20 protein-coding genes are annotated in these 24,393 nt (G+C 63.9%); 10 read left to right on the top strand and 10 right to left on the bottom strand.

Going from position 1 to position 24,393, the window contains the following annotated elements; all coding sequences use genetic code 11:
- The first annotated feature begins 7 nt into the window (after nt 1-7).
- The 6 genes from JHL16_RS26675 (at nt 8) to JHL16_RS26700 (ending at nt 7,446) form a co-directional block, all read left to right on the top strand.
- Entirely contained in the window at nt 8-361 is a 354-nt protein-coding gene (locus JHL16_RS26675; RefSeq protein WP_200187932.1) for a sarcosine oxidase subunit delta, read from the top strand.
- Nucleotides 358-3,372 (top strand): sarcosine oxidase subunit alpha family protein, encoded by a 3,015-nt coding sequence (locus tag JHL16_RS26680; RefSeq protein ID WP_200187933.1) that lies wholly within the window; start codon nt 358-360, stop codon nt 3,370-3,372. Before JHL16_RS26675 ends, JHL16_RS26680 begins: the two co-directional genes overlap by 4 nt.
- Nucleotides 3,365-3,976, top strand: a complete 612-nt coding sequence (locus tag JHL16_RS26685; protein ID WP_200187934.1) for a sarcosine oxidase subunit gamma — start codon at nt 3,365-3,367, stop codon at nt 3,974-3,976. The genes JHL16_RS26680 and JHL16_RS26685 overlap by 8 nt, the downstream gene beginning before the upstream one ends.
- Before the next feature lie 102 nt (nt 3,977-4,078).
- A complete protein-coding gene (locus JHL16_RS26690; RefSeq protein ID WP_200187935.1) occupies nt 4,079-5,374 on the top strand; it encodes an ABC transporter substrate-binding protein in 1,296 nt (431 codons plus the stop codon).
- Nucleotides 5,371-6,084 carry a hypothetical protein gene (locus tag JHL16_RS26695; protein ID WP_200187936.1) on the top strand — a complete coding sequence of 238 codons (714 nt, stop codon included), beginning with the start codon at nt 5,371-5,373 and terminating at the stop codon, nt 6,082-6,084. The genes JHL16_RS26690 and JHL16_RS26695 overlap by 4 nt, the downstream gene beginning before the upstream one ends.
- Before the next feature lie 3 nt (nt 6,085-6,087).
- Nucleotides 6,088-7,446: an L-lactate MFS transporter gene (locus tag JHL16_RS26700; RefSeq protein ID WP_200187937.1), complete on the top strand. Its 1,359-nt coding sequence runs from the start codon at nt 6,088-6,090 to the stop codon at nt 7,444-7,446.
- 133 nt (nt 7,447-7,579) lie between these two features.
- Here JHL16_RS26700 and JHL16_RS26705 read toward each other — a convergent pair whose 3' ends face one another.
- Nucleotides 7,580-8,572 carry a hypothetical protein gene (locus JHL16_RS26705; protein WP_200187938.1) on the bottom strand — a complete coding sequence of 331 codons (993 nt, stop codon included), beginning with the start codon at nt 8,570-8,572 and terminating at the stop codon, nt 7,580-7,582.
- Nucleotides 8,573-9,223: 651 nt separating this feature from the next.
- On the opposite strand from JHL16_RS26705, the gene JHL16_RS26710 reads away from it, so the two are divergent.
- Both JHL16_RS26710 and JHL16_RS26715 read left to right on the top strand, forming a co-directional pair.
- Nucleotides 9,224-12,187 (top strand): autotransporter outer membrane beta-barrel domain-containing protein, encoded by a 2,964-nt coding sequence (locus JHL16_RS26710; RefSeq protein ID WP_200187939.1) that lies wholly within the window; start codon nt 9,224-9,226, stop codon nt 12,185-12,187.
- 134 nt (nt 12,188-12,321) lie between these two features.
- Nucleotides 12,322-12,657, top strand: coding sequence for a hypothetical protein (locus JHL16_RS26715; protein ID WP_200187940.1), 336 nt, complete (start codon nt 12,322-12,324; stop codon nt 12,655-12,657).
- A 189-nt stretch (nt 12,658-12,846) separates the two neighbouring features.
- Here the strand turns inward: JHL16_RS26715 and JHL16_RS26720 are convergent, their stop codons facing one another.
- Entirely contained in the window at nt 12,847-13,779 is a 933-nt protein-coding gene (locus JHL16_RS26720; protein ID WP_200187941.1) for a LysR family transcriptional regulator, read from the bottom strand.
- An 84-nt stretch (nt 13,780-13,863) separates the two neighbouring features.
- Here JHL16_RS26720 and JHL16_RS26725 point away from each other — a divergent pair, with 84 nt between their 5' ends.
- The gene (locus tag JHL16_RS26725) at nt 13,864-14,733 is read left to right on the top strand and encodes an NmrA family NAD(P)-binding protein (RefSeq protein WP_200187942.1); all 870 of its coding nucleotides are present in this window, start codon (nt 13,864-13,866) and stop codon (nt 14,731-14,733) included.
- Nucleotides 14,734-14,743: 10 nt separating this feature from the next.
- Here the strand turns inward: JHL16_RS26725 and JHL16_RS26730 are convergent, their stop codons facing one another.
- Complete coding sequence (locus JHL16_RS26730) at nt 14,744-15,637, bottom strand: methylenetetrahydrofolate reductase (RefSeq protein WP_200187943.1); 894 nt, start codon at nt 15,635-15,637, stop codon at nt 14,744-14,746.
- Nucleotides 15,638-15,838: 201 nt separating this feature from the next.
- Between JHL16_RS26730 and JHL16_RS26735 the strand changes: the two genes are divergently transcribed.
- Nucleotides 15,839-16,828, top strand: a complete 990-nt coding sequence (locus JHL16_RS26735; RefSeq protein WP_200187944.1) for a GlxA family transcriptional regulator — start codon at nt 15,839-15,841, stop codon at nt 16,826-16,828.
- A gap of 339 nt (nt 16,829-17,167) precedes the next feature.
- Here JHL16_RS26735 and argE read toward each other — a convergent pair whose 3' ends face one another.
- From argE to JHL16_RS26770, 7 genes are all read right to left on the bottom strand, one after another.
- Nucleotides 17,168-18,328 (bottom strand): acetylornithine deacetylase, encoded by a 1,161-nt coding sequence (gene argE / locus JHL16_RS26740; protein WP_246771179.1) that lies wholly within the window; start codon nt 18,326-18,328, stop codon nt 17,168-17,170.
- Between the two features lie 2 nt (nt 18,329-18,330).
- On the bottom strand, nt 18,331-19,068 hold the full coding sequence (locus JHL16_RS26745; RefSeq protein ID WP_200187946.1) for a DUF1028 domain-containing protein: 738 nt from the start codon (nt 19,066-19,068) through the stop codon (nt 18,331-18,333).
- Between the two features lie 18 nt (nt 19,069-19,086).
- Nucleotides 19,087-19,887, bottom strand: coding sequence for an ATP-binding cassette domain-containing protein (locus JHL16_RS26750; RefSeq protein WP_200187947.1), 801 nt, complete (start codon nt 19,885-19,887; stop codon nt 19,087-19,089).
- Nucleotides 19,884-20,723: an ABC transporter ATP-binding protein gene (locus JHL16_RS26755; RefSeq protein ID WP_200187948.1), complete on the bottom strand. Its 840-nt coding sequence runs from the start codon at nt 20,721-20,723 to the stop codon at nt 19,884-19,886. Before JHL16_RS26755 ends, JHL16_RS26750 begins: the two co-directional genes overlap by 4 nt.
- Nucleotides 20,720-21,562 (bottom strand): ABC transporter permease, encoded by an 843-nt coding sequence (locus JHL16_RS26760; RefSeq protein WP_200187949.1) that lies wholly within the window; start codon nt 21,560-21,562, stop codon nt 20,720-20,722. The genes JHL16_RS26755 and JHL16_RS26760 overlap by 4 nt, the downstream gene beginning before the upstream one ends.
- Nucleotides 21,559-22,509, bottom strand: coding sequence for an ABC transporter permease (locus JHL16_RS26765; RefSeq protein WP_200187950.1), 951 nt, complete (start codon nt 22,507-22,509; stop codon nt 21,559-21,561). Before JHL16_RS26765 ends, JHL16_RS26760 begins: the two co-directional genes overlap by 4 nt.
- Before the next feature lie 301 nt (nt 22,510-22,810).
- Nucleotides 22,811-24,379: an ABC transporter substrate-binding protein gene (locus JHL16_RS26770; RefSeq protein WP_200187951.1), complete on the bottom strand. Its 1,569-nt coding sequence runs from the start codon at nt 24,377-24,379 to the stop codon at nt 22,811-22,813.
- Nucleotides 24,380-24,393: the final 14 nt, after the last annotated feature.

Here is a 24,393-nt window from a genome sequence, read left to right on the forward strand (position 1 = left end):
CGTATCCATGCTGATCGTTCACTGCCACGTCTGCGGTGCCGAAGGCGACGAGACGGATTTCCATTATGGCGGGCAAGCGCATATCGCGCGCCCGGCGACACGCGATCCCGCCAATGTCAGCGACGCCGAGCAACGCGATTACCTGTTCATGCGGCATAATGCCAAGGGCCTGCATTTCGAGCGCTGGCGCTGCGACCGCGGCTGCGGCAAGTGGTTCCATGCGGCGCGTGACACGGTGACAATGGAGTTCAAGGCGACCTACGGCATAAGCGAATTGCCGCCGCGCGCCTTGATGGAGGCGGCGACCGGCGAATGGGCCGTCTTCTTCAAGGACAGACTGGCGAAGGGATCTGAAGCATGACCGGCAAGCCCTATCGCCTGCCGCAGGGCGGCCGCCTGATCGACCGCGCCCGCAAGGTGAGCTTCACCTTCGACGGGCAGAACATGACGGGCTATCACGGCGACACGCTCGCCGCCGCCGTCCTCGCCAATGGCCAGCGCGTCTTCGGGCGCAGCTTCAAATATCACCGCCCGCGCGGCGTGGTGGGTCTCGGCTCCGAGGAAATGAATGCGCTGGTGGGCGTCGGCGAAGGCTCGCGCCACGAGCCCAATCTGCGCGCCACGCAGGTCGAGCTCTATGACGGGCTCGTGGCGGTCAGCCAGAATCGCTGGCCCTCGCTCAAGCTCGATATCGGCGCCCTCAACAGCAAGATCTCGCGCTTCATCCCGGGCGGCTTCTACTACAAGACCTTCATGTGGCCGCAGGCCTTCTGGAAGCATGTCTATGAGCCGATGATCCGGCGCGCCGCCGGTCTCGGCAAGGCGCCGGAGGGCCGCGATCCCGACACTTACGAGCATATGCATGCCCATTGCGACGTGCTCGTCATCGGCGCCGGCATCGCCGGGCTCGCGGCGGCGGAAGCCGCCCAGGCGGCAGGCGCGCGCGTCATCATCTGCGATGAGAGCCCGCGTTTCGGCGGCATGGCCGATCTGTCGCAAGGCACGATCGACGGCGAGCCGCAGCTCGACTGGGTCGCCAGCCGCGCCGCACTTCTTGCCGATGCCGAAAATGTCCATGTGATGACCCGCACCACGGCGGTCGGCCACTGGCATCATAATCATGTCATGCTGTTCGAGCGGGTCTGCGATCACGATCCTTCCCTCCTCGCCAAAGGCACGCCGCGCCATCGCCTGTGGAAGGTGCGCGCCAAGGAAGTGATCCTCGCCACCGGCGCGCTCGAGCGCCCGATCGCCTTCGCCAACAATGACCGGCCGGGCATCATGCTCGCCAGCGCGGCGCGCAGCCTCGTCGAGCGTTACGGCGTGTCGCCCGGCATGAAGGGCGTCGTCTTCACCAATAATGACGATGCCTATCTGACGGCACTCGCCCTCAAGCGGGCCGGCGGCACGGTCGCCGCGATCATCGATGTGCGCCAGGGCACCGACAGTGCCGCGGCGCGCGATGCACGCAATGCCGGCATCGAGATCATTCCGGGCCACGCCATCGCCGGCACCGAAAGCAGCTATGGTGGGCTTGGCATCAACGGTGTCAAGATCGCGCCGTGGCGCAAGGGCCAGGGCCGCGTCGTCAATGAAAGCCGCATCGTCTGCGACTTCGTCGCCATGTCGGGCGGCTTCAACCCGGTGGTCAATCTGTGGTGCCACAATGGCGGCAAGCTGACGTTCGACAGCGGCTTGCAGAGCTACCGGCCGGGCAAACATCACGACCGCATCCAGGCCGTGGGCGCCGCAAATGGAACGATGGATCTGGCCCAGGCGCTCGCCGAGGGTTATGCCGCCGGTGAAATGGCGGTGAAAGCCACATCGTCCCCGATGAGCCGGCCCAAGGTCGAGACCGCGCAGCAGAAGCCGCTCGAGCCGATCTGGTTCTCGCCCGCCACCGGCAAATACAACGAGGGCAACAAGCACTTCATCGACTTCCAGAACGACGTGACCGCCGCCGATCTCGAGCTCGCCCAGCGCGAAGGGTATGAATCGGTCGAGCACACAAAGCGCTACACGACCTTCGGCATGGCGACCGACCAGGGCAAGACGTCGAACCTCAATGGACTCGGCGTGCTGGCGGAAGCGACCGGCAAGACGATTCCGGAGATCGGCATCACCACGTTCCGTCCGCCCTACACGCCCTTCTCCTTCGGCGCGATCGCCGGCACGCTCACCAAGAAGCTGTTCCTGCCCATCCGCCGCACGCCGATCTTCCGCTGGCACCAGGCGCAGAGCGCGCATTTCGAGCCGGTCGGCCAGTGGCGGCGCGCTTATACCTATCCGCGCGCCGGCGAAGACAAACATGCGGCGATCAACCGTGAGATCCTCGCCGTGCGCCACAAGGTCGGGCTGCTCGACGCCTCGACGCTCGGCAAGATCGAAATCAAAGGGCCGGACGCGGCGGAGTTCCTCGACCGCGTCTATACGAACATGTTCTCGACCTTGAAAGTCGGGCGCTGCCGCTACGGGCTCATGATGAACGAGCTCGGCTTCCTCACCGATGACGGCGTCACGGTGCGCCTCGCCGATGATCACTTCCTGATGCACACGACCTCGGGCGGCGCCGACCGCATCGCCCAATGGCTCGAGGAATGGCTGCAGACGGAATGGACGCAATACAAGGTCTTCGTGACGCCCGTGACCGAGCAATGGGCGCAGTTCGCCATCGCGGGTCCCAAGGCGCGCGAAGTGCTCTCCAAGCTCGGGCCCGATTTCGACATCTCGGCCGAAGGCTTCCCGCATATGGCGATGAAGGAAGGCAAGCTCGGCCAATATCCGGTGCGCCTCTACCGCATCAGCTTCTCGGGCGAGCTTTCCTATGAGGTGGCGACGCCGGCGAATTTCGGCCGTGGCCTGTGGGATGCGATCCTCAACGCCGGCGCCGAATTCGGCATCGAGGCCTATGGCACCGAGGCGCTGCATGTGCTGCGCGCCGAGAAAGGCTATATCGTCATCGGTGACGAGACCGACGGCACGGTGACGCCCTTCGATGTCGGGCTCGACGGGCTCGTCTCGAAGAAGAAGGCGGATTTCATCGGCAAGCGCTCGCTCGAGCAATCCTTCCTCAGAAGTGCGGGACGCAAGCAGCTGGTCGGCCTTCTCACCGAGGACCCGAAGGAAGTGCTGCCCGACGGCGCCTATGCGGTCAGGAGCGTCAAGGACAAGCCGCCGATGGAGATGATCGGCCAGGTGACCTCGACCTATTACTCGCCCACCCTCGACCGGTCGATCGCCATGGCGCTGATCGAGAATGGCCGCAGCCGGATGGGCGAGACCTTGTCCTTCCCGCTCGAAGGCAAGGTGGTGAAAGCGAAGATCACCGATCCGGTCTTCTACGACAAGGAAGGGAGCCGGCAGAATGTCTGACGCTCAGTTCGAAACGGCGCTGCAGGGCCGTGAGACGCCGACCGGCCTCACCGTCGATATCCGTGAGATGACGACACGCGGCATGATCGATCTCCGCGGGCTGGCGGACGACACGGCCTTCATGGCGGCGGTCAAGCAGGCCCTCAATCTCGATCTGCCCACGGCGCCGCGCACCAGCGCCGCCTGGGGCGAGATCCAGGCTCTGTGGCTGTCTACGGATCAGTGGCTCATTCTGTGTCCGCGGACCAAGACGGAAGAGCTGCTCACGGCCTTGCGCCAGGCGCTGGCCGGCATCCATTCCCTCGCCGTCGATGTTTCCGACATGCGCACCATCATCAGGCTCGAGGGCGATCAGGCACGCTCGCTTCTGCTCAAGGGCTCGTCGCTCGATCTCCTGTCGGCCGACTACGAAGCGGGAACGGCGCGCCGTCTGCGTTTCGCCGAGATCGCCGCCCTTCTTCATATCGTCAGCACGAAGCCCGACGTGATCGACCTCTATGTCTTCCGCTCCTATGCCGACTATGCGTGGGACTGGCTCATCGCCAATGGCCGGACGGTCGCGGACGTGCGCCAATTCGGGAAACAGGCCGTTCCGGCGACCTGAGACTCTGAAACAACGGCACGGCGTGTCGTTGAAGGTCCCCGTTGGGTCTGATAGAGGTCTCCTGCTCAAGGGTAGGAGAAGAACCTGCAGATCAAGCTCAGTTTGAGACCGATCCTCGCACTGAGCCTCCTGGCTCTTGTGGCGTTCTTCGGCAATCCAGCTTCGGCGCAGCAAGACGCGACAGCAGCCGCCGGCCAGAATGAAATCCGCCTCGGCATGTCGGCGGATTTTTCGGCGAGCGCCCGGGCGCTCAGCATCGAGCTCTATCGCGGCGCCATGGCCTATCTGACGGCGGTCAACGAGGCCGGCGGCGTCAATGGCCGGCAGGTCGTGATCACCGCCTATGACGACAGATACCAGCCCGATCTCGCGATCCAGAACACGCTGAAGTTGATGAAGGATGACGTCTTCGCGCTGTTCTCCTATGTCGGCACGCCGACCATGATCCGCACGCTGCCGCTTCTCAGGATGCGCCAGGCCGAGCATTTCCTTTTGTTCTTCCCCTTCACCGGGGCCGATGCCAGCCGCATTCCGCCCTATGATACGTTCAGCTTCAACCTGCGCGCATCCTATGACCAGGAGACCAAAGGGCTCGTCGATCACTTCGTCGCCGCCGGCCGGAGCCGCATCGCGGTGTTCTATCAGGCCGACGCCTATGGCCGCACCGGATGGGCCGGCGTGCGCAAGGCGCTCAGCCAGCACGGGCTCGCAATCGCCGGCGAAGCCACTTACCGGCGCGGCTCGCCCTATGACCAGAGCTATGACGGCCAGGTAGCGGTCATGGAGCGCATCAAGCCCGACGCCATCATCTGCATCGGCACCTATCCGGCCTGCGCCGGCTTCGTGCGCGACATGCGCGATAGAGGCGTCGATGGTCCGGTGGCGACGATCTCCTTCGTCGGCAGCGACGCCATGCTCAGGCTGTTGTCCAATGCCGAGCAGAAATCCGGCAAGGACTATACGTCCCGGCTGGTGAGCTCGCAGGTCGTACCGAGCTATCAGGACGATACGATGCCCGTCACCCGCGAATATCGCGCGGCGATGGACCGTTATCGCGACGCCCTCATGCCGCCGGACTCCCTGCTCTATCCGGGCGGAAAGACGGAAGGATCCGAATATGCGCCCCTGCCCTACAGCTTCATCAGCTTCGAAGGCTATCTGAACGCCAAGATGTTCGTCGCGATCCTGCAGCGGATGGGTGCCGATCCACAGCGCGCCGGGCTGGCGCAAGCCGCGCTCACCCTGGGCGAGCTCGATCTGGGCCTCGGACAGAAGCTCTCCTTCGGCGGCGCCACGGACCGGCGCCAGGCCTCGGATCAGGTCTATTATACCGTGGTCCAAAACGGCCAGTTCGTGCCTTTGAAGGACGATGATTGGGAGGCTTGGTCGAAACGATGAGGATCGCCCGGTTCTATCAGAAGACCCTGTTCGGCGTGTTCGCGCTCATGGGGCTCATCCTGGTCTCGACATCCATCATCTATGTCCACACGGTGGACCGGCAGCTCACCGACTATTTCCTGAACAGCAGCCGGGCGATCGCGCGCGCCATCGCCAATTCGGACAGCGACCTGATCGTCAACCAGAATTACCCGGCCCTTCAGTCCGTCATCGACCAGTATGTCGAGACCCCGGGCATCTCCTATGTTTTCGTCGTCGACGGGGAAGGAACGATCATCGCCCACACTTTCGTGCCGGGCGTGCCGGACGAGATCGCCGCCGACTATAAAAGCGACAAGGACACTTATGACCGAACCCTCGCCGGCATGGGGAGCTTTTCGGAGGTGACGGCGGGCATCATCGGCGGCCAGGCCGGCCGCGTGCATGTCGGCATGGACAAAGGCTATTTCGCCCTGCAGGTCCAGACCGCCATCGGCAAGGTCGTCTATCTGCTCACCATCATCTTCGTGGTCAGCGTGCTCGTCACCTATGGGCTGATGTATCAGGTATCCCGGCCGCTTCATCTTCTCGGCAACTTTGCCTGGCATACGCTCTCCGGCGAAAAGCACTCGGCGCCTGCCGCTAATCAGCTCCAGCCGCTCCTCGAGCGCACCGATGAAGTGGGCGAGCTCGGCAGGCTGATCCGCAAGGCTTCCCGAGAGGGAGCATAGGGCATGCACAGGCCGGAACGTGTGCCCAACCGGTGGCTGGTCGCCATCGCCTGCACGGTCCTGCAGCTCTGTCTCGGCACCGTCTATGCCTGGAGCTATTTCCAGCCGCTGCTGGTGGAGCAGTTTCGCTGGAGCAATACCGATACCTCCTGGGCCTTCAGCCTGAATATCTGCTGCCTCGGCCTGTCGGCGGCCTGGGGCGGGGTCAATCTCGCCAGGATCGGGCCGCGCAAGCTGGCCGTCGCCGGCGGCATTCTCTTCGCGGCGGGCTACGCCCTGGCGGCGCTCGCCCTTGCGGTGAAAAGTCTCCCGCTTTTCTATCTGGGCTATGGCGCCGTCAGCGGGATCGGCATCGGCCTTGGCTACGTCACGCCGATGACGACGGTCATCAAATGGTTCCCCGACCGCAGAGGCCAGCTGACCGGCATCGTCGCCATGGGCTTCGGGCTCGGCGCCTTCGTTCTCAGTGTTTTGCTGGCGCCGGTCCTGATGCGCCTCCTCGCCGGGAACCTGACCCTGGTCTTTGCCGCGCTCGGCGCCATTCTCGGCTCGGTCGCCATCGCCTCCGCGGCGATGCTGAAGAACCCTCCAGAGGGTTATCTCCCCCAGGGCTTCGTCGCGGCGGCGCAAAAGGAAAGTCAAAGCGAAGGCCCCTATGCGCGGGCCGAGCAGGAGGCCGACCTGCCGCTGCGCGATTATCTGCTGGCCGGCCAATATGCGATCATGTGGTTCGTCTTTTTCCTCAACATAACGGCCGGCATCTCGATCATCAGCTTTCTGTCGCCGTTGTATCAAGACATCTGGCGGCTCGATCATCCGACGCTCGACCGGACCGTGCTGGCCGGCTATGGCGCCACGCTGATCGCCGTCAGCTCGCTGTTCAACGGCCTCGGGCGCATCGCCTGGGGCGCCGTCTCGGAGCGGATTGGCCGCCTCAATACCTTTCGTGTCCTGTTCGCCACCCAGCTGGTCGTGTTCGGCCTCCTGATGACGGAACAAAATCCGTGGATCTTCGCCGCTCTCGTCTGCTACGTGCTGAGCTGCTTTGGCGGCGGCTTCGCGATCATGCCGTCGATGGTGAGCGACGTTTATGGGTCGAAGCGCATGTCGCGGCTCTATGGCGTCATTCTCACCGCCTGGTCGGCCGCCGGCGTGGTGGGACCGCTGATGGTCGCGCACATCAAGGACAGCTATCCGGACCGCGCCGTCATCTATGCGTTCCTGCTCAACATCCTGGTGCTCGGCATCGCCTTCACCTTCAGCTTTCTGGTCAATGACGAGCGGTTCGTGCCGCGGCGGATCCTCTTTCAGGTTTTCGCCGGCACGGCGCCGGACAAGGGCAAGGACGCCGCGAGGGATTAAGCCGTCATCGCTGTGTTTTTCTGGATGGCCGGATCAGGCCCGACCATAAAAATACTGCGCGGCTCCGAAGAACCGCGCAGCATGCCGTCACCAGACTATCACGAGACTTGTTTCTGGAGCTGGGGGATTAGCTCTAGAGTCCCGCGAGTTGGGCGAGGACGCGGCATACCTGAACCGCATCACGGTTGTAGCTGGAAGGCGATGCGAGAACCGAACCGCACTTCTTCTTGAGCTGCATGCGCTCATAGTTGGACAGGCCGGCGATTTCGTTGCCGATGCCGCCATTGTTGCCCGGGGTGCCCGGCCCGCCAGGTCCGCCCGGCCCACCCGGTCCGCCGGGCCCACCAGGTCCGCCGGGGCCACCAGGCCCGCCAGGACCACCCGGCTTCTTGCCGCCGCCCAGCGACAGACCGACCTTCACGCCGATGCCGTTGGTGCCAACCTTGGCGCCCACTTTCGCCGTCAGGCCATTCTTGCCCAGCGCATTCACCTTGGCCTTGGCGTCGAGCAGGTTCTTCTCACCGAGAAGATTGGCGCCGACCTTGGCGTTCACGCCTTTCTTGCCGAGGACCTGCACCTTGACCAGCGCGCCGAGCCCCTTCTTGTTCTTGTTCTTCAGGCCGATACCGACCTTGGCGACGCCAAGATTCACACCGAGACCCTGGCCGTTGAAGTTGTTGATGACGCCACCGCCGGACGCGCCGCTGCCGCCGCTGCCGAGCAGGCCGCCGCCGACGCCGCCGAGAAGGCCGCCGCCCGTGGTGTTGCTGCTGCTGCTGCTGGTGCCGCCACCGAGCAGGCCACCGCCGCCGCCCAGCAGACCGCCGGTCGAGCCGCCACCCAGCAGGCCACCGCTCTTCGTGCCGCCACCCGTCAGACCGCCGACAACACCGCCGACCGTATTGCCGACACCGCCGACAACACCGCCAACCGCGCCGACCGCGCCACCGACGACACCACCCAGGGCGCCCCCGAGACCGCCGCCGCCACCGATCCCACCAATACCGCCGCCGCCACCGCCGCCGCCTTGTTCAGCCTGAGCGGGGATAGCCATTCCAACCAGCACAGCCATGGAAACCGCTGCCGCCAGTACTTTCAGTCTTCCCGTGGTAATCGCCGTTTTCATTTGTTCACCTCGCCGTTGAGAGATTAGTTAATTGCTACGTCCACTCTCTTCTCTGGTCCTAGACGCGTGATGCAAACTATATCTGCGTCCGCCGGGAAAACTATAGTTAGGTTAACTTACTATTAACAAATCTATATTTGCGTGTATTTGCGTTTTATTTGGAAAGTATTGTAGTTAATATTCCCTTAACGCACTGTCTTTGTGCATTTCGGAAAATCAGGAACAATTTGAGCGGTGTGGCGGGGGTAAAACGGGCCAATCATTTCGATTAGTGAAATCGAAGTCGAAATGATGAAAATTGCCCTGGCCGGCCTGCGCCGAAAAAGTCGAGCACCAGGCGCCAAATTCCCGTCGGCGGGGCGAATGTCGGTGGTCGCGCAATTGCAACATCCGCGAGAATCAGTTTTTTCCACAGAATCCTTAAGCGGGTGACCAGAAATTCGTATCGATAGGGTTCACAGAATCGATACAATTCTATTCAAGGTTGAGTGCTATTTTAAAACGATATGAGTCTTCGATATTAACCCCTTGCCGGTGTTCTTACCCTGTGTCAGAAAAGCTACGGGATCATCGACGGCGCGCGTGATCAGGGGCAACGATCCTCGTCATCTCGCTGAAGAACAATAAACATGAGCGAGAGAGGGCTGGGGGATGCGTACGGCATTTACGGGATTCAGGCGGCGCCTGACGGGCACCACGGCGTTGACGGTATTGGCGGCGGGGGCTTTGGCCCTGTCGGGCGGTTATGCCGGCGCCGTGACCATCAATGACGGCGTGACGGTCATCGCGGGCAGCGATGTCGACCCCACGCTCGGGGCCGCAGGTGAAACGATCACGCTCGATGGCGGCGTGTACAATGCCTCAACCAATGTCGGCGCCAATGCGATACTTCAGACAACCGGCACGTTCTCCACGAGCCGTACCATCAACTTCACCAATTTCGGCGGCCGCATCGAGACGGATGCCGGCACGACATTGACCGCGACGGGCCTGATCACCGGCGGCGGCGGCGCCAATTTCATCAAGCAAGGCGCCGGCACGCTCGTCTTCACCGGTGACGGAACGGGCTTCACCGGCACGACGCGGGTCTATGGCGGCACGCTCAGGATCGAGGGCGGCGGTGATCTCGGCGGCACCAATGCGGCGGGTGGCGCGATCGGCAATGGCGGCACTGTCGTCGTCACCGGCGCGGGCTCGACCTGGACGAACTATGGCCAGATTGGCGTCGGCAAGATCGGCTCCGGCACGATGACCATCTCCGCCGGCGGCAAGGTGTTCAGCGGCAATGCTGGTGCGGGCGGCACGACCGGCGGTATCATCGGCGAGAGCGGCGCCAGCGCCGTGACGATCACCGGAGCCGGATCCGAATGGGCCACCGACAAAGCCAACTTGTATGTCGGACACTTCAATACCGGCGAGTTGACGCTCACCGATAGCGGCACGATGAAAGTCGGTGCCACCGGGACGGGTACGGTAATTGCCGGCATCACCGCGGCCGGCATCATCAATATCGGCGCCGCCGAGGCCAGCGCGGCAGCGGCCGCCGGCACGCTCCAGGCAGGATCCGTCAGTTTCGGCGTCGCCGGCAGCAAAGTGGTGTTCAACCATACCGATGCAAATTACACCTTCGCCGCAGCCATCAGCGGTACGGGCACGGTCCGCCAGTTCGCCGGTACGACGGTGCTCTCTTCCGTCAACACTTACTCCGGCGGCACCTTGGTCCAGGGAGGCATATTGCGTGCCGGGGTCGCCGGTGCGTTCGTGAACAACACCAGCTATACCGTCGCTGGCGGCGCGCTCGACCTCAATGACTTCAACCTGGTCATGAGCTCACTTGCCGGCACGGGCGGCGAGGTCACGATCGGGACGGCGGAGCTGACCGTCGCCCAGGCCACCAACACGACCTATGCCGGTCAGTTGGTAGGAAGTGGAGATATCATCAAGTCCGGCGCCGGAAGCCTGCTCCTGATCGGCGACAGCTCCGCCACTTTCACCGGCACGACGACGGTGTCGGGTGGCGGTTTGTATGTCGGCGATCTTATAGGCGGAAAGCTGGGTGGCGACATCACCGTCGAAACTGGCGGGCGGCTCGGCGGCATCGGCAATATCGGCAGCACCGGCAAGACAGTCGAGATCGAAGCCGGCGGCACCCATGCGCCCGGCAACTCGATCGGCACTCAGGTCGTCGATGCCAATTACATCAATCACGGCATATTGGAGATCGAGGCGACGCCGACGGCTGCCGACAAGCTGATCGTCAACGGCACGGTCGACATCGCCGGCGCCGACCTTCAACTGGTGCTGACGCCGAACGTCGCGGATGACTGGGGCGTCCTCACCGGCCCCTATGTCATCATCGACAATGACGGCACCGACGCCGTGACCGGCACGTTCAACCCGATCACCAGCGATCAGCCCTTCCTCGATGCCCTGATCAACTATGCCGGCGGCACCGGCAACGACGTCACGCTCCAGCTGGTGCGCAACGATGTCGCCTTCGTCGAGGTCGCCGAGACGCGCAACCAGCGCGCCACAGCCGGCGCCGTCGACACGCTCGATGTCTCGAGCGAAGTGTGGGTGGCGCTCGCCATGGCGGGCAGCGAAGAGGAAGCCCGCGCTTTGCTCGATGAGCTGTCCGGCGAGGTGCATGCCTCCCTCATCGGCATGCTCAACCAGGACAGCCGCTTCTGGCGCAACGCCGCCAATGACCGGCTGCGCCAGGCCTTTGGCGGCGTCGCCGCCTCGGGCGGACAGGTCATGGGCTTCAGCGCCTCAGGCGTGACGAATGGCCCGGCCGACACGCAGGGCCTCGCTCTGTGGACACGCGGCTTCGGCAGCTGGGCCAAGACCGACAGCGACGGCAATGCGGCGGACTTCACCCGCAATACCGGCGGCATTCTGGCCGGCGCCGATATCGGTGTCGCCAAGGCCACGCGGCTCGGCGTGCTCGCGGGTTACGCCCATTCGAGCTTCGATGCCGATGACCGCGACTCGTCCGGCGATGTCGACAGCTACCAGATCGGCCTTTACGGCGGCACGCAGATCGACGCCGTCGGCCTGCGCGCCGGCGTCGCTTATGCCTGGCACAATATCGACACCGAACGCGAGGCCCTGGGCGATGACCTCGATGCCGATTACGATGCCGGCACCGTGCAGGTCTTCGGCGAGGCAGGCTATACGTTCGATCTCGACAGCCTGCGGCTCGAACCCTTCGCCAATGCCGCCTATGTCTCGACCAAGACCGACGACTTCGAGGAAGATGGTGGCCCTGCGGCTCTGTCGAGCGACTCCGAGACCAATGACAACACCTTCACCACACTGGGCCTGCGCGCCGCGGTCGGGTTTAATGTCGGCGAGATGCCGGCGTCGTTCCGTGCCATGGCGGGCTGGCGCCATGCTTTCGGCGATGTGCGTCCCGAAACGACCTTCGCCTTCGAAGGCTCGGAGGATTTCGTGATCGCCGGCGCACCGATCGCGCGCGATGCGGCGGTGCTCGAAGCGGGCTTCGATGTGTCGCTCTCGTCCGAGGCCACCTTCGGCATCGCCTATAGCGGCGAGATCGGCAACGACGCCGAGGATCACGGCCTCAACGCTACGCTGGCGGTGGAGTTCTGAGCCTGCCGTAAGATACAGTTGGATAAAAGAAACGAAAAGGCCGTCCTTCAAGGCGGCCTTTTTTTGTATTGGACTATGACAACCTGAATACGCTGACAGTGCACCTATACGCAGTATTTAGAGAATCTACACACATGAATAATGAAGAAATCGAACATTTGCTATCGCGTATCAAAGATCGATACGCGCAGATAAAACATGATGAATCCAGGCGCGAGAGGTTTTTATTGCATCTCGAATCCTTAGGTCGCTGGGAAAATGAGCCGATGGACTATCCTGACGTGACACCTGAGTTTCCTGAAACTGTCTATGTCGCGTATGCTGTCTGTCATCCCAACTGCGGAACCAGGGACTTGATCATCGACGGAGGCACTCAAGAGTGTCAACGTTGTGGTTCAAGTATGTTTCGCCTATCTGCTAAACTGTATGGGATCGTCAATTCGCCACTCCACCCAGAAGATGAAAGTTGAGAAGACAACATAACATCTCAGCGTGAGGGGCAAAACCACAGGTCTGGAATTTCGGGTATTTCGCTGACGGTGCTGGCCTCAGCCCCTGATCGAGCCACGATAATTTCGGTCACTGGAAATCGTACACCGCTCCATCTCTTGGATGACCTCAGGCCAATAGGCAACCTCACCTGGGCCCACTTCACGGCTTCAGCTTCCCACTTCACTCACCGCTAACACTTCCGTCGCCGCCGCGACGATGGCGCGCCGCAGCCACATATGCCGGGGCGCGTCCTGTTGGCGCGCATGCCAGGCGAGGCTCATCGTGAAGCTTCCCAGATCGAGGGGCGGCGGCAACGATACCAGGCGCCGCATAGTGGCGGCGGCGCGCGCGAGGCTCGCCGGCAAGGTCATGATGAGGTCGGAGCGCGCGGCGATCTCGACCGCGGCGAAGAAGTTCGGCACGCGCAGCTTCACCCGTCGCGTGCGCCCCAGGCGCGTCAGCACCGCATCGACGGGTGCGGGCCCGACGCCGGTGACGCTCACCACGATATGCTCGAGCGCCAGGAAGCGGTCGAGCGTAAGTGTTTCGGCGCGCGCGGGATGATCCGCCCGCATCAGCGTCACGAGCTCCTCGTCATAGAGGCGGCGCCGGTGGATGCCGGCCGGCGCGTCGTCGATCAGCGCCACCATCGCATCGGCAGCCCCCTGCTCCAGCGCTTCCATCCCGTTGATGCCTGGCGCCGCAATATCGAGATCGAGGGACGGCGCCTCCCGGGCGAGGCGGGCGAGCAGATGCGGCGTGAGCACGGCGGCCTGGAGATCGGGCATGAGGAGCCGGATTTGCCCCATCGCCGTTGCGGGATCGAACCTGTTCGCCTCCAGCATTTCGCCGACACCGGCGAGTGTCCGGCGCAAGACGGGGCGCAGCTCTTCGGCGCGGGCGCTGAGCACGTAACCGCCCGGTCCGTCGACCAGCAGCGCATCCGAAAACAGCGCGCGCAATCGTCCGAGCGCCCGGCTCGCGGCCGGCTGGCTCATGCCGAGCCGGTGAGCCGCCCGGGTGACGCTCCTCGCCTCCAGCAGCGCGTCGAGCGCCACCAGCAGGTTGAGGTCGATTCCGCGTAAATCCACTTGGCGCATGATGACTATATATATCATGCATTAGACGCATGAATACCCCGCCCCTATCCCTTCTCCATCGCGTGAACTGACGGAGGGACCATCATGCATGTCGTAGTGGGAGCAAATGGACGGGCCGGCGGCGAGGTAGCGCTTGCCCTCCTCGAGCGCGGCGAGGCGGTACGTGTCGTCCTGCGCCGCAAGGAACAAGGTGCGAAGTGGACGGCGCTCGGCGCCGAAGTGGCCATCGCAAGCATCGAGGATGCCGGCGCGATGGCCGATGCGCTGAAGAGTGCAGCGGGCGCATTCCTCCTCAATCCGCCGCCGGTGAGCGGCGATCCCCTTGTACGCACCGAAGAGCTCGGCGCGGCGCTGGCCGATGCGGCAAAGCGGGCGCGCCTGCCCAAGGCCGTCATCCTGTCGTCCATCGGCGCACAGCACGCCTCCGGCACCGGCGTCATCGCCACCCTCAACCGGTTCGAGGCGCTGCTCGACAAGGCGGCGCCGGCGACCGCTTTCCTACGGTCGGGCTACTTCGTCGAGACTTGGAGCGAGGTGGTGAAAGCCGTCCTGACGGAAAGCGTGCTGCCGACGTTTCTCGAGCCGTCTCAGAAAATCCCGATGGTGAGCACCATCGATGTCGGGCGCGCGGCGGCAAGCGTGCTCTGCGAGGAATGGACCGGAAAGCGGGTCGTGGAGCTCAGCGGGCCGCAGGACCGGAGCGCCGGCGACGTGGCGTCGGCCTTCACTGAAGTTATCGGCCGCCCGGTGGTGCCGGTGCTGGTCCCGCCGGAGCGCCGCGCCGCGCTGCTCGCCGAGGACGGCGTGCCGGCCGAGGTGGCGGCAGCGCTTCTCGGCATGTTTGAAGGGATCGCCAAAGGCCTGTTCACGCAGCAGAACGACAACGAGCACCGGCGCGGCACGATTTCTCTGACGACAGCGATAGAGCGCTTTATCGCATCAGCCGGCCGCTAGTCCTCAGACGTCACTGCACGCGCGACGACACCCAGTCGAGCAGCTTGTCGAAGCCGCCAAAGGGATAGAGATGCGGGCCGGCAATGCCGAGCTCGGGCTTCTCGAAATGCAGCTTCGCCAGATTCTCGACGAAGGCGTCGGGGCTCGATACGGTCAGGAGCTTGGTGACGTTCAGCGCCTGCTTGCGGATGAAGCGGGCGGAATTGCCCACCCCGCACATGGCGGCATATTTGACCAGCGTCTTGATGGTGGCCGGCCCCGGCACGCCGACATGGATCGGCAGCGTCACGCCGGCATCGCGGAGCGTCTTGGCCCAGTAAGCCACCGGCGCCGCCTCGAAGAGGAACTGGGTGGCGATGTAGCCTTCGATGTCATGGGCCGAAAGATAAGCCTGCTTCTCGCGCAGCGCGCTGATGAGCACCGCCTCGCCTTTGGCCTTGACGATATCGGGATTGCCTTCCGGATGACCGGCGACGCCAATTTTGCGGATGCCGTATTTCTGGAAGAGGCCGGTCTCAAGAAGCTGGATGGCAGCATCATAGATGCCGAGAGGCTGCGGCGCGCCGCCGCCCAGGACGAGCACCTGGCGGACCTGGGCGCGCTCGGCGAAGGCCTGCAGCCGGTGCTCGAGATCGGCCGCGTCGCGCACGAAACGGGCCGGCACATGCGGCACCGGCTCGAGGCCGGCGGCGCGAATGGCCGCCACTGCATCGATCTGGAGGGCGATATCGGCCGGGTCGATCAAGGCGACAAAAACCTGGGTGCCCTGCGGCAGGCGCTCTTTCAGAAGGGCTATCTTCTCGATCTGCTTGGGGGTGATTTCGATGGAAAGCTTCGCCAGGAAGGCAGCAACCAGCGCCGGCATGTCACCGGCTTCGACCTTGAGCCTCGAGAACATATTCACTGCCTTAAACTCCGGATGGCGGGTGGAACGACCCCAGCATTATCCGGCCCTTGGACGGCTGCATGAGAATTTGCGACACCGGCAGTTCCGGTTGCGACCGCCCCCTCCCCGGCCTGTCGGTTTCGTGCCATGCGATGGCGCTGATGGACAAAGTCCTGGATTGGTATTAATTGGCCATGGGACAACCCAAACGGAACCCCCATGTTCGGCGACAAGCCCCAGGAATGGCCGCAGAAATTCGCATTCATCATGGTGCCGGAATTCACCATGATGCCCGCCACCGCGGCCATCGAGCCCCTGCGCCTCGCCAATCGCTGCGCCGAAAAGCCGCTCTATAAATGGGCCATGCATTCGGTCGACGGCAAGCCGGTCGCCGCCTCCAATGGCATCCTCGCCATGGTCGACGGCGATCTCGACCATATCAACGAGCATGATACGGTCATCGTCTGCGGCGGGCTGAATGTCCAACACCATGTCGACAAAAGGCTGGTGAACTGGCTGCGCAAGGCGGCGCGGCGCGGCATGGATATCGGGGCGGTGTGCACCGGCGCCCATATCCTGGCCGAGGCCCATATTCTCGACGGCTATCGCTGCACCATCCATTGGGAGAACCTGCCCGGCTTTTCCGAAGCCTTCCCCGAGATCGAGGCGACCGGCGGCCTGTTCGAGATCGACCGCGACCGCTTCACCAGCGCCGGCGGCACCTCGGCGCTCGACATGATGCTGGCGCTGATCGCCAGCCAGCATGGGCCCGACCTCGCCGCCAATGTCGCCGAGCTCGTGCTCCATTCACCGATCCGCCATCACAGCGAACATCAGCGCATGTCGCTGCCGGCGCGCATCGGGGCGCGCCATCCCAAGCTCGTCGGCATCATCGAGGAAATGGAGGGCAATCTCGAAGAGCCCTTGTCGCCGAGCGTGCTCGCCCGCCAGGCCGGCCTCTCGGCGCGCCAGCTCGAGCGCCTTTTCCGGCGTTATCTCGACCGCTCGCCCAAGCGCTATTATCTCGAGCTGCGCCTCAAGAAGGCGCGCTCGCTGCTGCTGCAGACCGACATGTCGGTGATCAATGTGGCGCTCGCCTGCGGCTTCTCCTCGCCGTCGCATTTCTCGAAATGCTACCGCGCCTTCTATGGCAGGACGCCCTATCGCGAGCGTGGCGTGCCGGTGCTCGAGACGGCCGGCGGGGCTTGAATCCGCGCGCATAGTCGTTGGAAATTGTGAGGATGGCGGAAGGCCGAGAAAATCCGCTGTTCCGCGGCCGTCGCGAAAATCCCTGTAGATCCCTGCAGATCCGCTGATAATCCCCTGCTAATTCCGCTGTTGATTTGCAGCGGAACAACAGCGGTATTCTCCCTCCGCCGCCGAAGGCGGGGAGGGTGGCGCGCGGAACGCGCGACGGGTGGGGTCTCTCCGCAAGAGAGACCTATCAGGCCGATTGACGAACACTTCTCGGTGGAAAGACCCCACCCGTCCGCCCTGCGGGCGTCCACCCTCCCCGCGCTTCGCGCGGCGGAGGGAGATTTGCCTTTGCTACGCCGTCTCGTTACACAACCGCTTCAGCAGATCCTCGCAGCGGCTGAGCTGGTCGAGCGTCACGAACTCATCGGGTTTGTGCGCCACGGCGATGTCGCCAGGGCCGCAGATGACGGTCGGCACGCCGAGGCCGTTGTGGAAATGCCCGGCCTCGGTGCCGTAAGCGACCTTGGCGAGACGGTTCGAGCCGAGGAGCTTCACCATGCGCCGCACCGCCGGCGCGTCGCCGGGGATGAAATGGCCCGGATAGTCATAGACCTGCTCGAAGCTGATATCGGCGCCCTTGTGGATGGCGCGCATCGCCGGCAGCAGAGCGTCGGCCATCGCCTTCACCCGGGCGAAGACCTCTTCGGGATCCTGACCCGACAAAAGGCGGTATTCGAACGTGAAGCTGCAATGATGCGGCACGATATTCATGCCGGTGCCGCCCTCGATCAGGCCGGTATTGATCGTCGCATGCGGCAGGTCGAAATCGTCATCGCGCACACCGCGCGCGAATTCCCGGGCGATCTCGGCAATGCCGGCAATGAGGCGCGCCGCGGTTTCGATGGCATTGACGGCGCGCGGTGCCAGACTCGAATGCGCCTCGAGGCCGGTGACCAAACAACGATAGGCGCGGCCGCTCTTATGGGCGATGACGAGCTCCATGCCGGTCGGCTCGCCGACCAGGCACATATCCGCCGCGAAGCCACGCGCTTTCAGGTCGTCGATGAGCTCGAGCACGCCGGTGCAGCCGACCTCCTCGTCATAAGAGAAGGCGATATGGACCGGCTTGGCGCGGGACTTGGCGACGAGGTCCGGCACCACCGCGAGCACGCAGGCGAGAAAGCCTTTCATATCGGCACTGCCGCGGCCGAAAAGCCTGCCGCCGCGCTCGGCGAGCACGAAAGGATCGCTCGACCAGTCCTGGTCGTCGACAGGCACGCAATCGGTGTGGCCGGAGAGGATGAGGCCGCCCGGCGCATCGGGCCCGATGGTGGCGAAGAGATTGACCTTGCCCGGATCGGCGCCGCCGACGCGGCGCGCCCGCACGCCGTGGCGCGCCAGATACTCTTCGACATAGTCGATGAGCGGCAGGTTGGAATTGCGGCTGGTCGTGTCGAAGGAAACCAGGCGCTCGAGAATAGAACGGCTCTGCGGAGGCACGGAAGACGACATGGTCATTCGCCGCCCACCCGCTGCGGCCGGCCTTGCGGCGGCGTCATCAGCATGGCGGTGGTCTCCGCCGAGAGATGGCCGACGCTGCTCTGGCGCGTCGAAAGACCCGTGACGAAAGGCAGGCACTGGGCACGCGCCACCTCATAGACACGGCGCAGCTCGGCAACCGGTGAGGCATGATCGTCGACGCCCAGCTGAAGATAAGGATATTCCTCGGCATCATGCACCTTCATATAGGCCGACTGCTTGCCGCGCTTGTCGCCGCCGGCCGCCTGTCCGGCCTCCAGCACGCGCATCAGGCGCTCGGGGAGATTCAGCGCCGCGCTGTCGCGCGCGGCCTTGGCCATCTGGGCGACGGTCTCGCCGCTCACCAGCATATTGCCCTGGACGGCGAAGCCCTCGCCCACTTCATGGCCGCACCAGTCCGTGCAGTCCTTGCCGGTGAAGGCGGCGGCATTGCCTTCAGCATCGACGATGCCGATCTGGCGCACCTCGCGGCCCGGATCCTCGGCGAGGAGCTTGTCGAGCGCCGCCTTGGCCGTCATGCCCGATTTCATCAGGGCCAGCCCGTCGATGCCGAGATAGGGATTGACCCAGGACTGCGTCGCCACCGCGCCGATGCGCGGGGCGACGAAGGGGCACAGGCCGCCGATGGCCGGCACCGCGGTCGAGACGGCGACCCCCAGCATGCCGGTGCGCGGGCAGCGGGCGGCGATGGAGAAAGTGGCGAGCTGGATCATGATCGGTTTCCTTTCGGGTCAGGCGCTGGCCATGAAAGCGGGCGACGGCACGGCAGCCAAGAGTTCACGCGTATAGTCATGCTGTGGATCTTCGAAGATCCGGTCGGCCTCGCCCTGCTCCACCACCTCGCCCCGGCGCATGACGGCGACCTCGTCGCTGACCTCGCGGATGACCGCGAGATTATGGCTGACGAAGATGGTGGTGAGACCGAAATCATATTTGATGTCGGCGAAGAGTTTCAGGACCTGAGCCTGAACCGAGACATCGAGCGCCGAGGTGGGCTCGTCCGCCAGCACCACGCTCGGCCCCAGGATCACTGCGCGGGCGATGGCGATGCGCTGTTTCTGGCCGCCCGACAATTGATGCGGCAGGCGGTTCTCGATCGCAGGGTCGAGGCCGACGCGGCGCAGCAGCGTGGTTATGCGCTCGCGCCGTTCCGCCGCCGAACCTATGCCATGGACTTCGAGCGGCGCCGCCAGGATGGCGCGGATGGTCTGGCGCGGGTTGAAGGACGAAGCCGGATTCTGGAAGATCGGCTGCACCTGGCGGCGCATCGCCTTGAGCTCGCCACCGCGCAGGGACCAGATCTCGGCGCCGTTGACCAGGATGCGGCCTTCACTCGGCTGGATGAGGCGCAGCACCATGCGCAGCAGCGTCGACTTGCCGGAGCCCGATTCCCCGACAATGCCGAGGGTACGGTTCTTCGCCACGCTGAGCGAGACATTCGACACGGCCTTGAAACCGGGTGCCCTATTGAACAGGCCGCCTTGCCGGAAGACCTTCGACACATTCTCAATGCGCACCACCGGCTCGCTCATCGCTTTGCACCTTTGCGGCGATGAATGCTGGGGGTCGCCTCGAGCAGCATGCGGGTATAATCGGCCTTGGGCGCCTCGAAGATACGCTTCACCGGACCGTCCTCGACGACCTTGCCGTCCTTCATCACATAGACCCAGTCGCACAATTCGGCGACGATGCCGAGCTCATGGGTGATGAACAGGATGGCGGAGCCGCGCTCGTCGCGGATATCCCGCAGGAGCTTGAGGATGCGCGCCTGGACGGTGACGTCGAGCGCCGTCGTCGGCTCATCGGCGATGATCAGCTCGGGATCGAGCGCCAGCCCCATGGCGATCATGGCGCGCTGCTGCATGCCGCCCGAAAATTGATGCGGATAATCACGTACCCGTGTCTCGGGATCGGCGATCTTCACGGCGCGCAGCAATTCGACCACCTTGGACCAGATGGCGCCATAGGACTGCTTGCGGTGAAACTCATAAGGCTCGCCCACCTGGCGGCCGACCCGCATGGTCGGGTTGAGCGACTGCATCGCGTCCTGCGGGATGAGGGCGATACGGTCGCCGCGCAGAGCGCGCATCTCGCTCTCGCCGATATTCACGAGGTCGCGACCGCCGAGCGCGATGGCGCCGCCGATCTTCGCGCCATGCGGCAGAAGCCGCATCGCCGAGAGCGCCGTCATGGTCTTGCCGGAGCCCGATTCGCCGATGACACCGACGATCTCTTTCGGCCACACGTCGAGGCTGACCTTGTCGACGGTGCGCAGGAGGCCGGAGCGGCGCTGGAAGTCGACGGTAAGCTCGCGGATGGCGAGTGCCGGGCGCGCCGCTCCTTGCGCATGGGGACGATACTCTCTCATTCGTCCCTCAACTGCGGATCGAAAGCGTCGCGCAGGCCGTCGCCCAGCATGTTGAAGCCGAACACGGTCAGGAAGATGGCGGCCCCCGGCACGATGCTGAGCCAGGGGGCGACGCCCATGAAACCGCGGCCGGTATTGAGCATGTTGCCCCAGGATGGATCGGGCGGCTGGGCGCCCAGCCCTAGGAAGGACAGAGCGCTTTCGAGCAGCACGGCATAGGAGAAGGCGACGGCCGCCTCGACGAGCAGCGGCGCCAGGATATTGGGCAGGATCTCACGGACGAGGATACGGGTATGGCTCATGCCGATGGCGCGCGCCTGCTCGACATATTGCTGGCGCAGCACGCTCTCGGCGGTGGCGCGCGCCAGGCGGGCAAAACCGGGTATGAAGATGATGCCGATGGCGATCATGGCGTTGAAGATGCTGGTGCCCAGGCTCGCCATCAGCACGATGGCCAGAAGAATTGCCGGGAAGGAGAACAGGATCTCCATCAGCCGCATCAGAATGAGATCGACAATGCCACCGAAATAGGCGGCGAGCGTGCCGATGAGGGTGCCGAAGACGAGACCGACGAGAGAAGCGAGCACCGCCACCATCATCGACAGGCGGGCGGCGTGGATGACGCGCGAAAGCACGTCGCGGCCGAGTTCGTCGGTGCCGAGCAGATGTGTTGCCGATGGCCCTTTCAGCATCTGGGCGACGTTGAGATCGAAGGGCGAATAAGGCGCCACCCAGGGCGCCAGGATCGCCAGCAGCAAAATCGTGCCGACAATAGCGCCGCCGGTGACGACGAGGCGCCAGCGCCGCCAATTGAAGGGTTTGCGGATGGCTGTGCTCATTGATGCCTCGTCACCCGGCGTGGATCGAGGCGGCCGACCACGATATCGACGATCAGATTGATGATGAGCACGACGAGCGTGATGGTGAGCGCGCTCGCCAGCAGCACCGGATAGTCGCGGTTGATGATGCCGACGAGGACGAAGGAGCCGATGCCCGGCAGCAGGAAGATATCCTCGATCACGACGACTGAGCCGAAGAGGAAGCCGAATTCCACCGCGGCGACATTCACATAAGGCGTCATCGCATTGCGGATGGCATGGCGCATCACCACGACACCCTCCTTCGCCCCCTTGGCCCGGGCGGTGCGGATATAATCGGAGGACAGAACCTCGATCATCGCCGTGCGCATGATGCGGATGAGAAGCGCGGAGGAGACGATGCCGAGCGACAGCGCGGGCATGATCATCTGCTTCAGGTTCATGACTGGGTTGACGGTGAAGGGCGTGTAGCCGCCGGGCGGCAACAGCCTGAAATGGAGCGTCAGCACCATGACCAGCAGCGTCGCCAGCCAGAAATTGGGCACGGCGCCCAAGAGGCTCGCCAGCAGCGAGATGCCCTTGTCGGCGGCGCGCTGATGGCGCATCGCCGCGAAGGCGCCGAGCGGCAGCGCGATCAGATTGGCGATGATGAAAGCGAAGATCGCAAGCTCGAGCGTCACCGGCAAGCGGCGCAGAAGCTCAGGCCCGACATCGACGCCGTTCTGGAAGCTCTTGCCGAAATCGCCGGTGAAGGTCTTGCCCAGCCATTCGGCATATTGGACGACGAGCGGGCGGTCGAGCCCGTGTTGCGCCTCGAAACGCGCCAAAGCCTGCGGCGTCGCGTCGATGCCGAGCGCCGAGCGTGCCGCCGAGCCCGGCACAACATTGACGGCGACGAACAGGATGCTCGACGCGACGATGAGCGTCAGCGCAAAGGCGGCAAGTCGCGAAAGGATCAGGCCGCGCAAGTCAGAGCCCCGGAGTTGGAAAGTCGCATGAGCAGCGTCGATACACCGGATTTGCGCCGAACTCACGGATCGAATGAATCATTCTTGTGGCAACTCTATCCTCGTTTTCCCTTCGCCCGTTGCGAAGCAATGGGAGAAGGTGGCCGACCTTGCTCCGCCGAAGCGAAGCCTCGGCTTCGCGAAGGCGAGAGGCCGGATGAGGGCTCTTCCTTACCGACAAAGAGCCCTCACCCGCCCTGTCGGGGACCCTCTCCCATCCTGCGGACGGGAGAGGGGAAAGCTTGAGAGATCTCGCTTATTCTCACGGTTCGAGCCAGGCGTCCTTCAGCGTCTTGAGGAAGCCGGTGCGCATCGGCTTGTAGTTCTTGAGCTTGTCGGTATGCGCGGTGAGGATGAGCGAATTGACCAGCGGCACGATCGGCATTTCCTCGAGCGACAATTTCTGCTGCTCGGCATAGGCCGCCTTGCGCGCCTCCTGGGTGGCGCCCGACTTGGCCTTGGCGAGCGCCTCGTCCATCGCCTTGCTGCAGCTCTTCTGGACGTTGATGGCCATGCCGCAGGCATAGTTGTTGGTGACGAAGTCGTCCGGATCGGCCAAGGGCGAGACCCAATACATCGATGTCATGTCGAATTTCGACGGGCCCCAGACCTCGTCCCAATAACGCGGGATTTCCATGGTCTTGATCTCGGCCTTGATGCCGATGGCGGCCAGGTTGGCCTGGATGATCGGCGCCATGGCGACCATGGCGGGGAAGGACGACGCCATGGTGATCGAGGTCGCGAAGCCGTCGGCATGCCCGGCTTCGGCGAGCAAGGCCTTGGCCTTCTCCGGATTGGCCTCCGGCGTGAAATAGTCGATGCCGGCGTAACCCCAGCTCCATTCGGGGATGACGCCGCCTTTGAAGGGCACCGCCTGGCCGAAGAAGACGCCGGCGACGATGGCGCTGCGGTCGATCGCATGCGCGATGGCCTGGCGGACTTTTGGATTATCGAGCGGCGCCACGGTGTTGTTCATCAAGAGCCAGTAATAGCGGCTGCCTTCCAAGGTCAGGCCCACCAGGCCGGGCGTGGCTGAAACCGTCTGCCAGTCCTTGGGCGGGATCTCGTTGGAGAAGTTGATGTTGCCCGAGATCACCGCATTGGTGAGCGCGGTGATGTCGGCGATGAGATGGAATTCGAGCGCGTCGACATAGGGCTTGCCCGCCTCGTAGAAGCTCTCGTTGCGGGTGAACTTCACCATCGAGCGCGGCTCGTAGGACACGAATTTGAACGGCCCGCTGCCGACCGGCTTGGCATTGAGGTCGTGGCCGCCTTCGACCAGCTTCTTCGGCACGATCGAGGAACCGGGGAAGGCCATATAGACGAGGAACGGACCGGTGGTCTGGGTCAGCTTGAAGGTGACGGTGTGCGGATCGACCACCACCACTTCCTTGATGGTCTCGACCTGCGAGCCATAGGAATAGCCGGTGTCCTTGGCGCGCAGACGGTCGAAGGTGAATTTGACGTCCTCGGCGGTCAGGTCCGAGCCGTCATGGAACTTCACGCCCTTGCGCAGATGGAAGGTGTATTCGAGACCGTCGGCCGACTGCTCGTATTTCTCGGCGAGGTCGGGATAAGGCACGGCGTCGGGATCGAGCGACATCAAGGTCGAATAGATCTGCTCGATCACCACATGCGACATGCCGGAAGGACCGCGGGCGGGATCGAAACCGGCCGGATCGGCGGAGAAGCCGAGCTTCAGCGTGCCGCCGCGCGTCGGGTCCTCGGCCATGGCCGGCAGAATCAACGACGGCGAGAGCGCCGCGAGCGCCAGGCCGGCGGCGCCTGACTTCAGGAATTGCCGGCGTCCGATGGTCATTTTTCTTGTCATTGTGAAGCCTCCCC

This window comes from Taklimakanibacter albus (assembly GCF_016595235.1).
In the GTDB taxonomy this organism is placed as follows: Bacteria; Pseudomonadota; Alphaproteobacteria; order Rhizobiales; family Aestuariivirgaceae; genus Taklimakanibacter; species Taklimakanibacter albus.

Excerpts from the sequence above, each read along its gene's own strand:
- argE (WP_246771179.1), bottom strand. The coding sequence starts at position 18,328 with ATGTCGTCTTCCGTGCCTCCGCAGAGCCGTTCTATTCTCGAGCGCCTG.
- JHL16_RS26715 (WP_200187940.1), top strand. The coding sequence starts at position 12,322 with ATGAATAATGAAGAAATCGAACATTTGCTATCGCGTATCAAAGATCGA.
- JHL16_RS26755 (WP_200187948.1), bottom strand. The coding sequence starts at position 20,723 with ATGAGAGAGTATCGTCCCCATGCGCAAGGAGCGGCGCGCCCGGCACTC.
- JHL16_RS26710 (WP_200187939.1), top strand. The coding sequence starts at position 9,224 with ATGCGTACGGCATTTACGGGATTCAGGCGGCGCCTGACGGGCACCACG.
- JHL16_RS26745 (WP_200187946.1), bottom strand. The coding sequence starts at position 19,068 with ATGATCCAGCTCGCCACTTTCTCCATCGCCGCCCGCTGCCCGCGCACC.
- JHL16_RS26675 (WP_200187932.1), top strand. The coding sequence starts at position 8 with ATGCTGATCGTTCACTGCCACGTCTGCGGTGCCGAAGGCGACGAGACG.
- JHL16_RS26770 (WP_200187951.1), bottom strand. The coding sequence starts at position 24,379 with ATGACAAGAAAAATGACCATCGGACGCCGGCAATTCCTGAAGTCAGGC.
- JHL16_RS26735 (WP_200187944.1), top strand. The coding sequence starts at position 15,839 with ATGTTCGGCGACAAGCCCCAGGAATGGCCGCAGAAATTCGCATTCATC.
- JHL16_RS26695 (WP_200187936.1), top strand. The coding sequence starts at position 5,371 with ATGAGGATCGCCCGGTTCTATCAGAAGACCCTGTTCGGCGTGTTCGCG.
- JHL16_RS26680 (WP_200187933.1), top strand. The coding sequence starts at position 358 with ATGACCGGCAAGCCCTATCGCCTGCCGCAGGGCGGCCGCCTGATCGAC.
- JHL16_RS26760 (WP_200187949.1), bottom strand. The coding sequence starts at position 21,562 with ATGAGCACAGCCATCCGCAAACCCTTCAATTGGCGGCGCTGGCGCCTC.
- JHL16_RS26750 (WP_200187947.1), bottom strand. The coding sequence starts at position 19,887 with ATGAGCGAGCCGGTGGTGCGCATTGAGAATGTGTCGAAGGTCTTCCGG.
- JHL16_RS26720 (WP_200187941.1), bottom strand. The coding sequence starts at position 13,779 with ATGCGCCAAGTGGATTTACGCGGAATCGACCTCAACCTGCTGGTGGCG.
- JHL16_RS26685 (WP_200187934.1), top strand. The coding sequence starts at position 3,365 with ATGTCTGACGCTCAGTTCGAAACGGCGCTGCAGGGCCGTGAGACGCCG.
- JHL16_RS26700 (WP_200187937.1), top strand. The coding sequence starts at position 6,088 with ATGCACAGGCCGGAACGTGTGCCCAACCGGTGGCTGGTCGCCATCGCC.
- JHL16_RS26725 (WP_200187942.1), top strand. The coding sequence starts at position 13,864 with ATGCATGTCGTAGTGGGAGCAAATGGACGGGCCGGCGGCGAGGTAGCG.
- JHL16_RS26705 (WP_200187938.1), bottom strand. The coding sequence starts at position 8,572 with ATGAAAACGGCGATTACCACGGGAAGACTGAAAGTACTGGCGGCAGCG.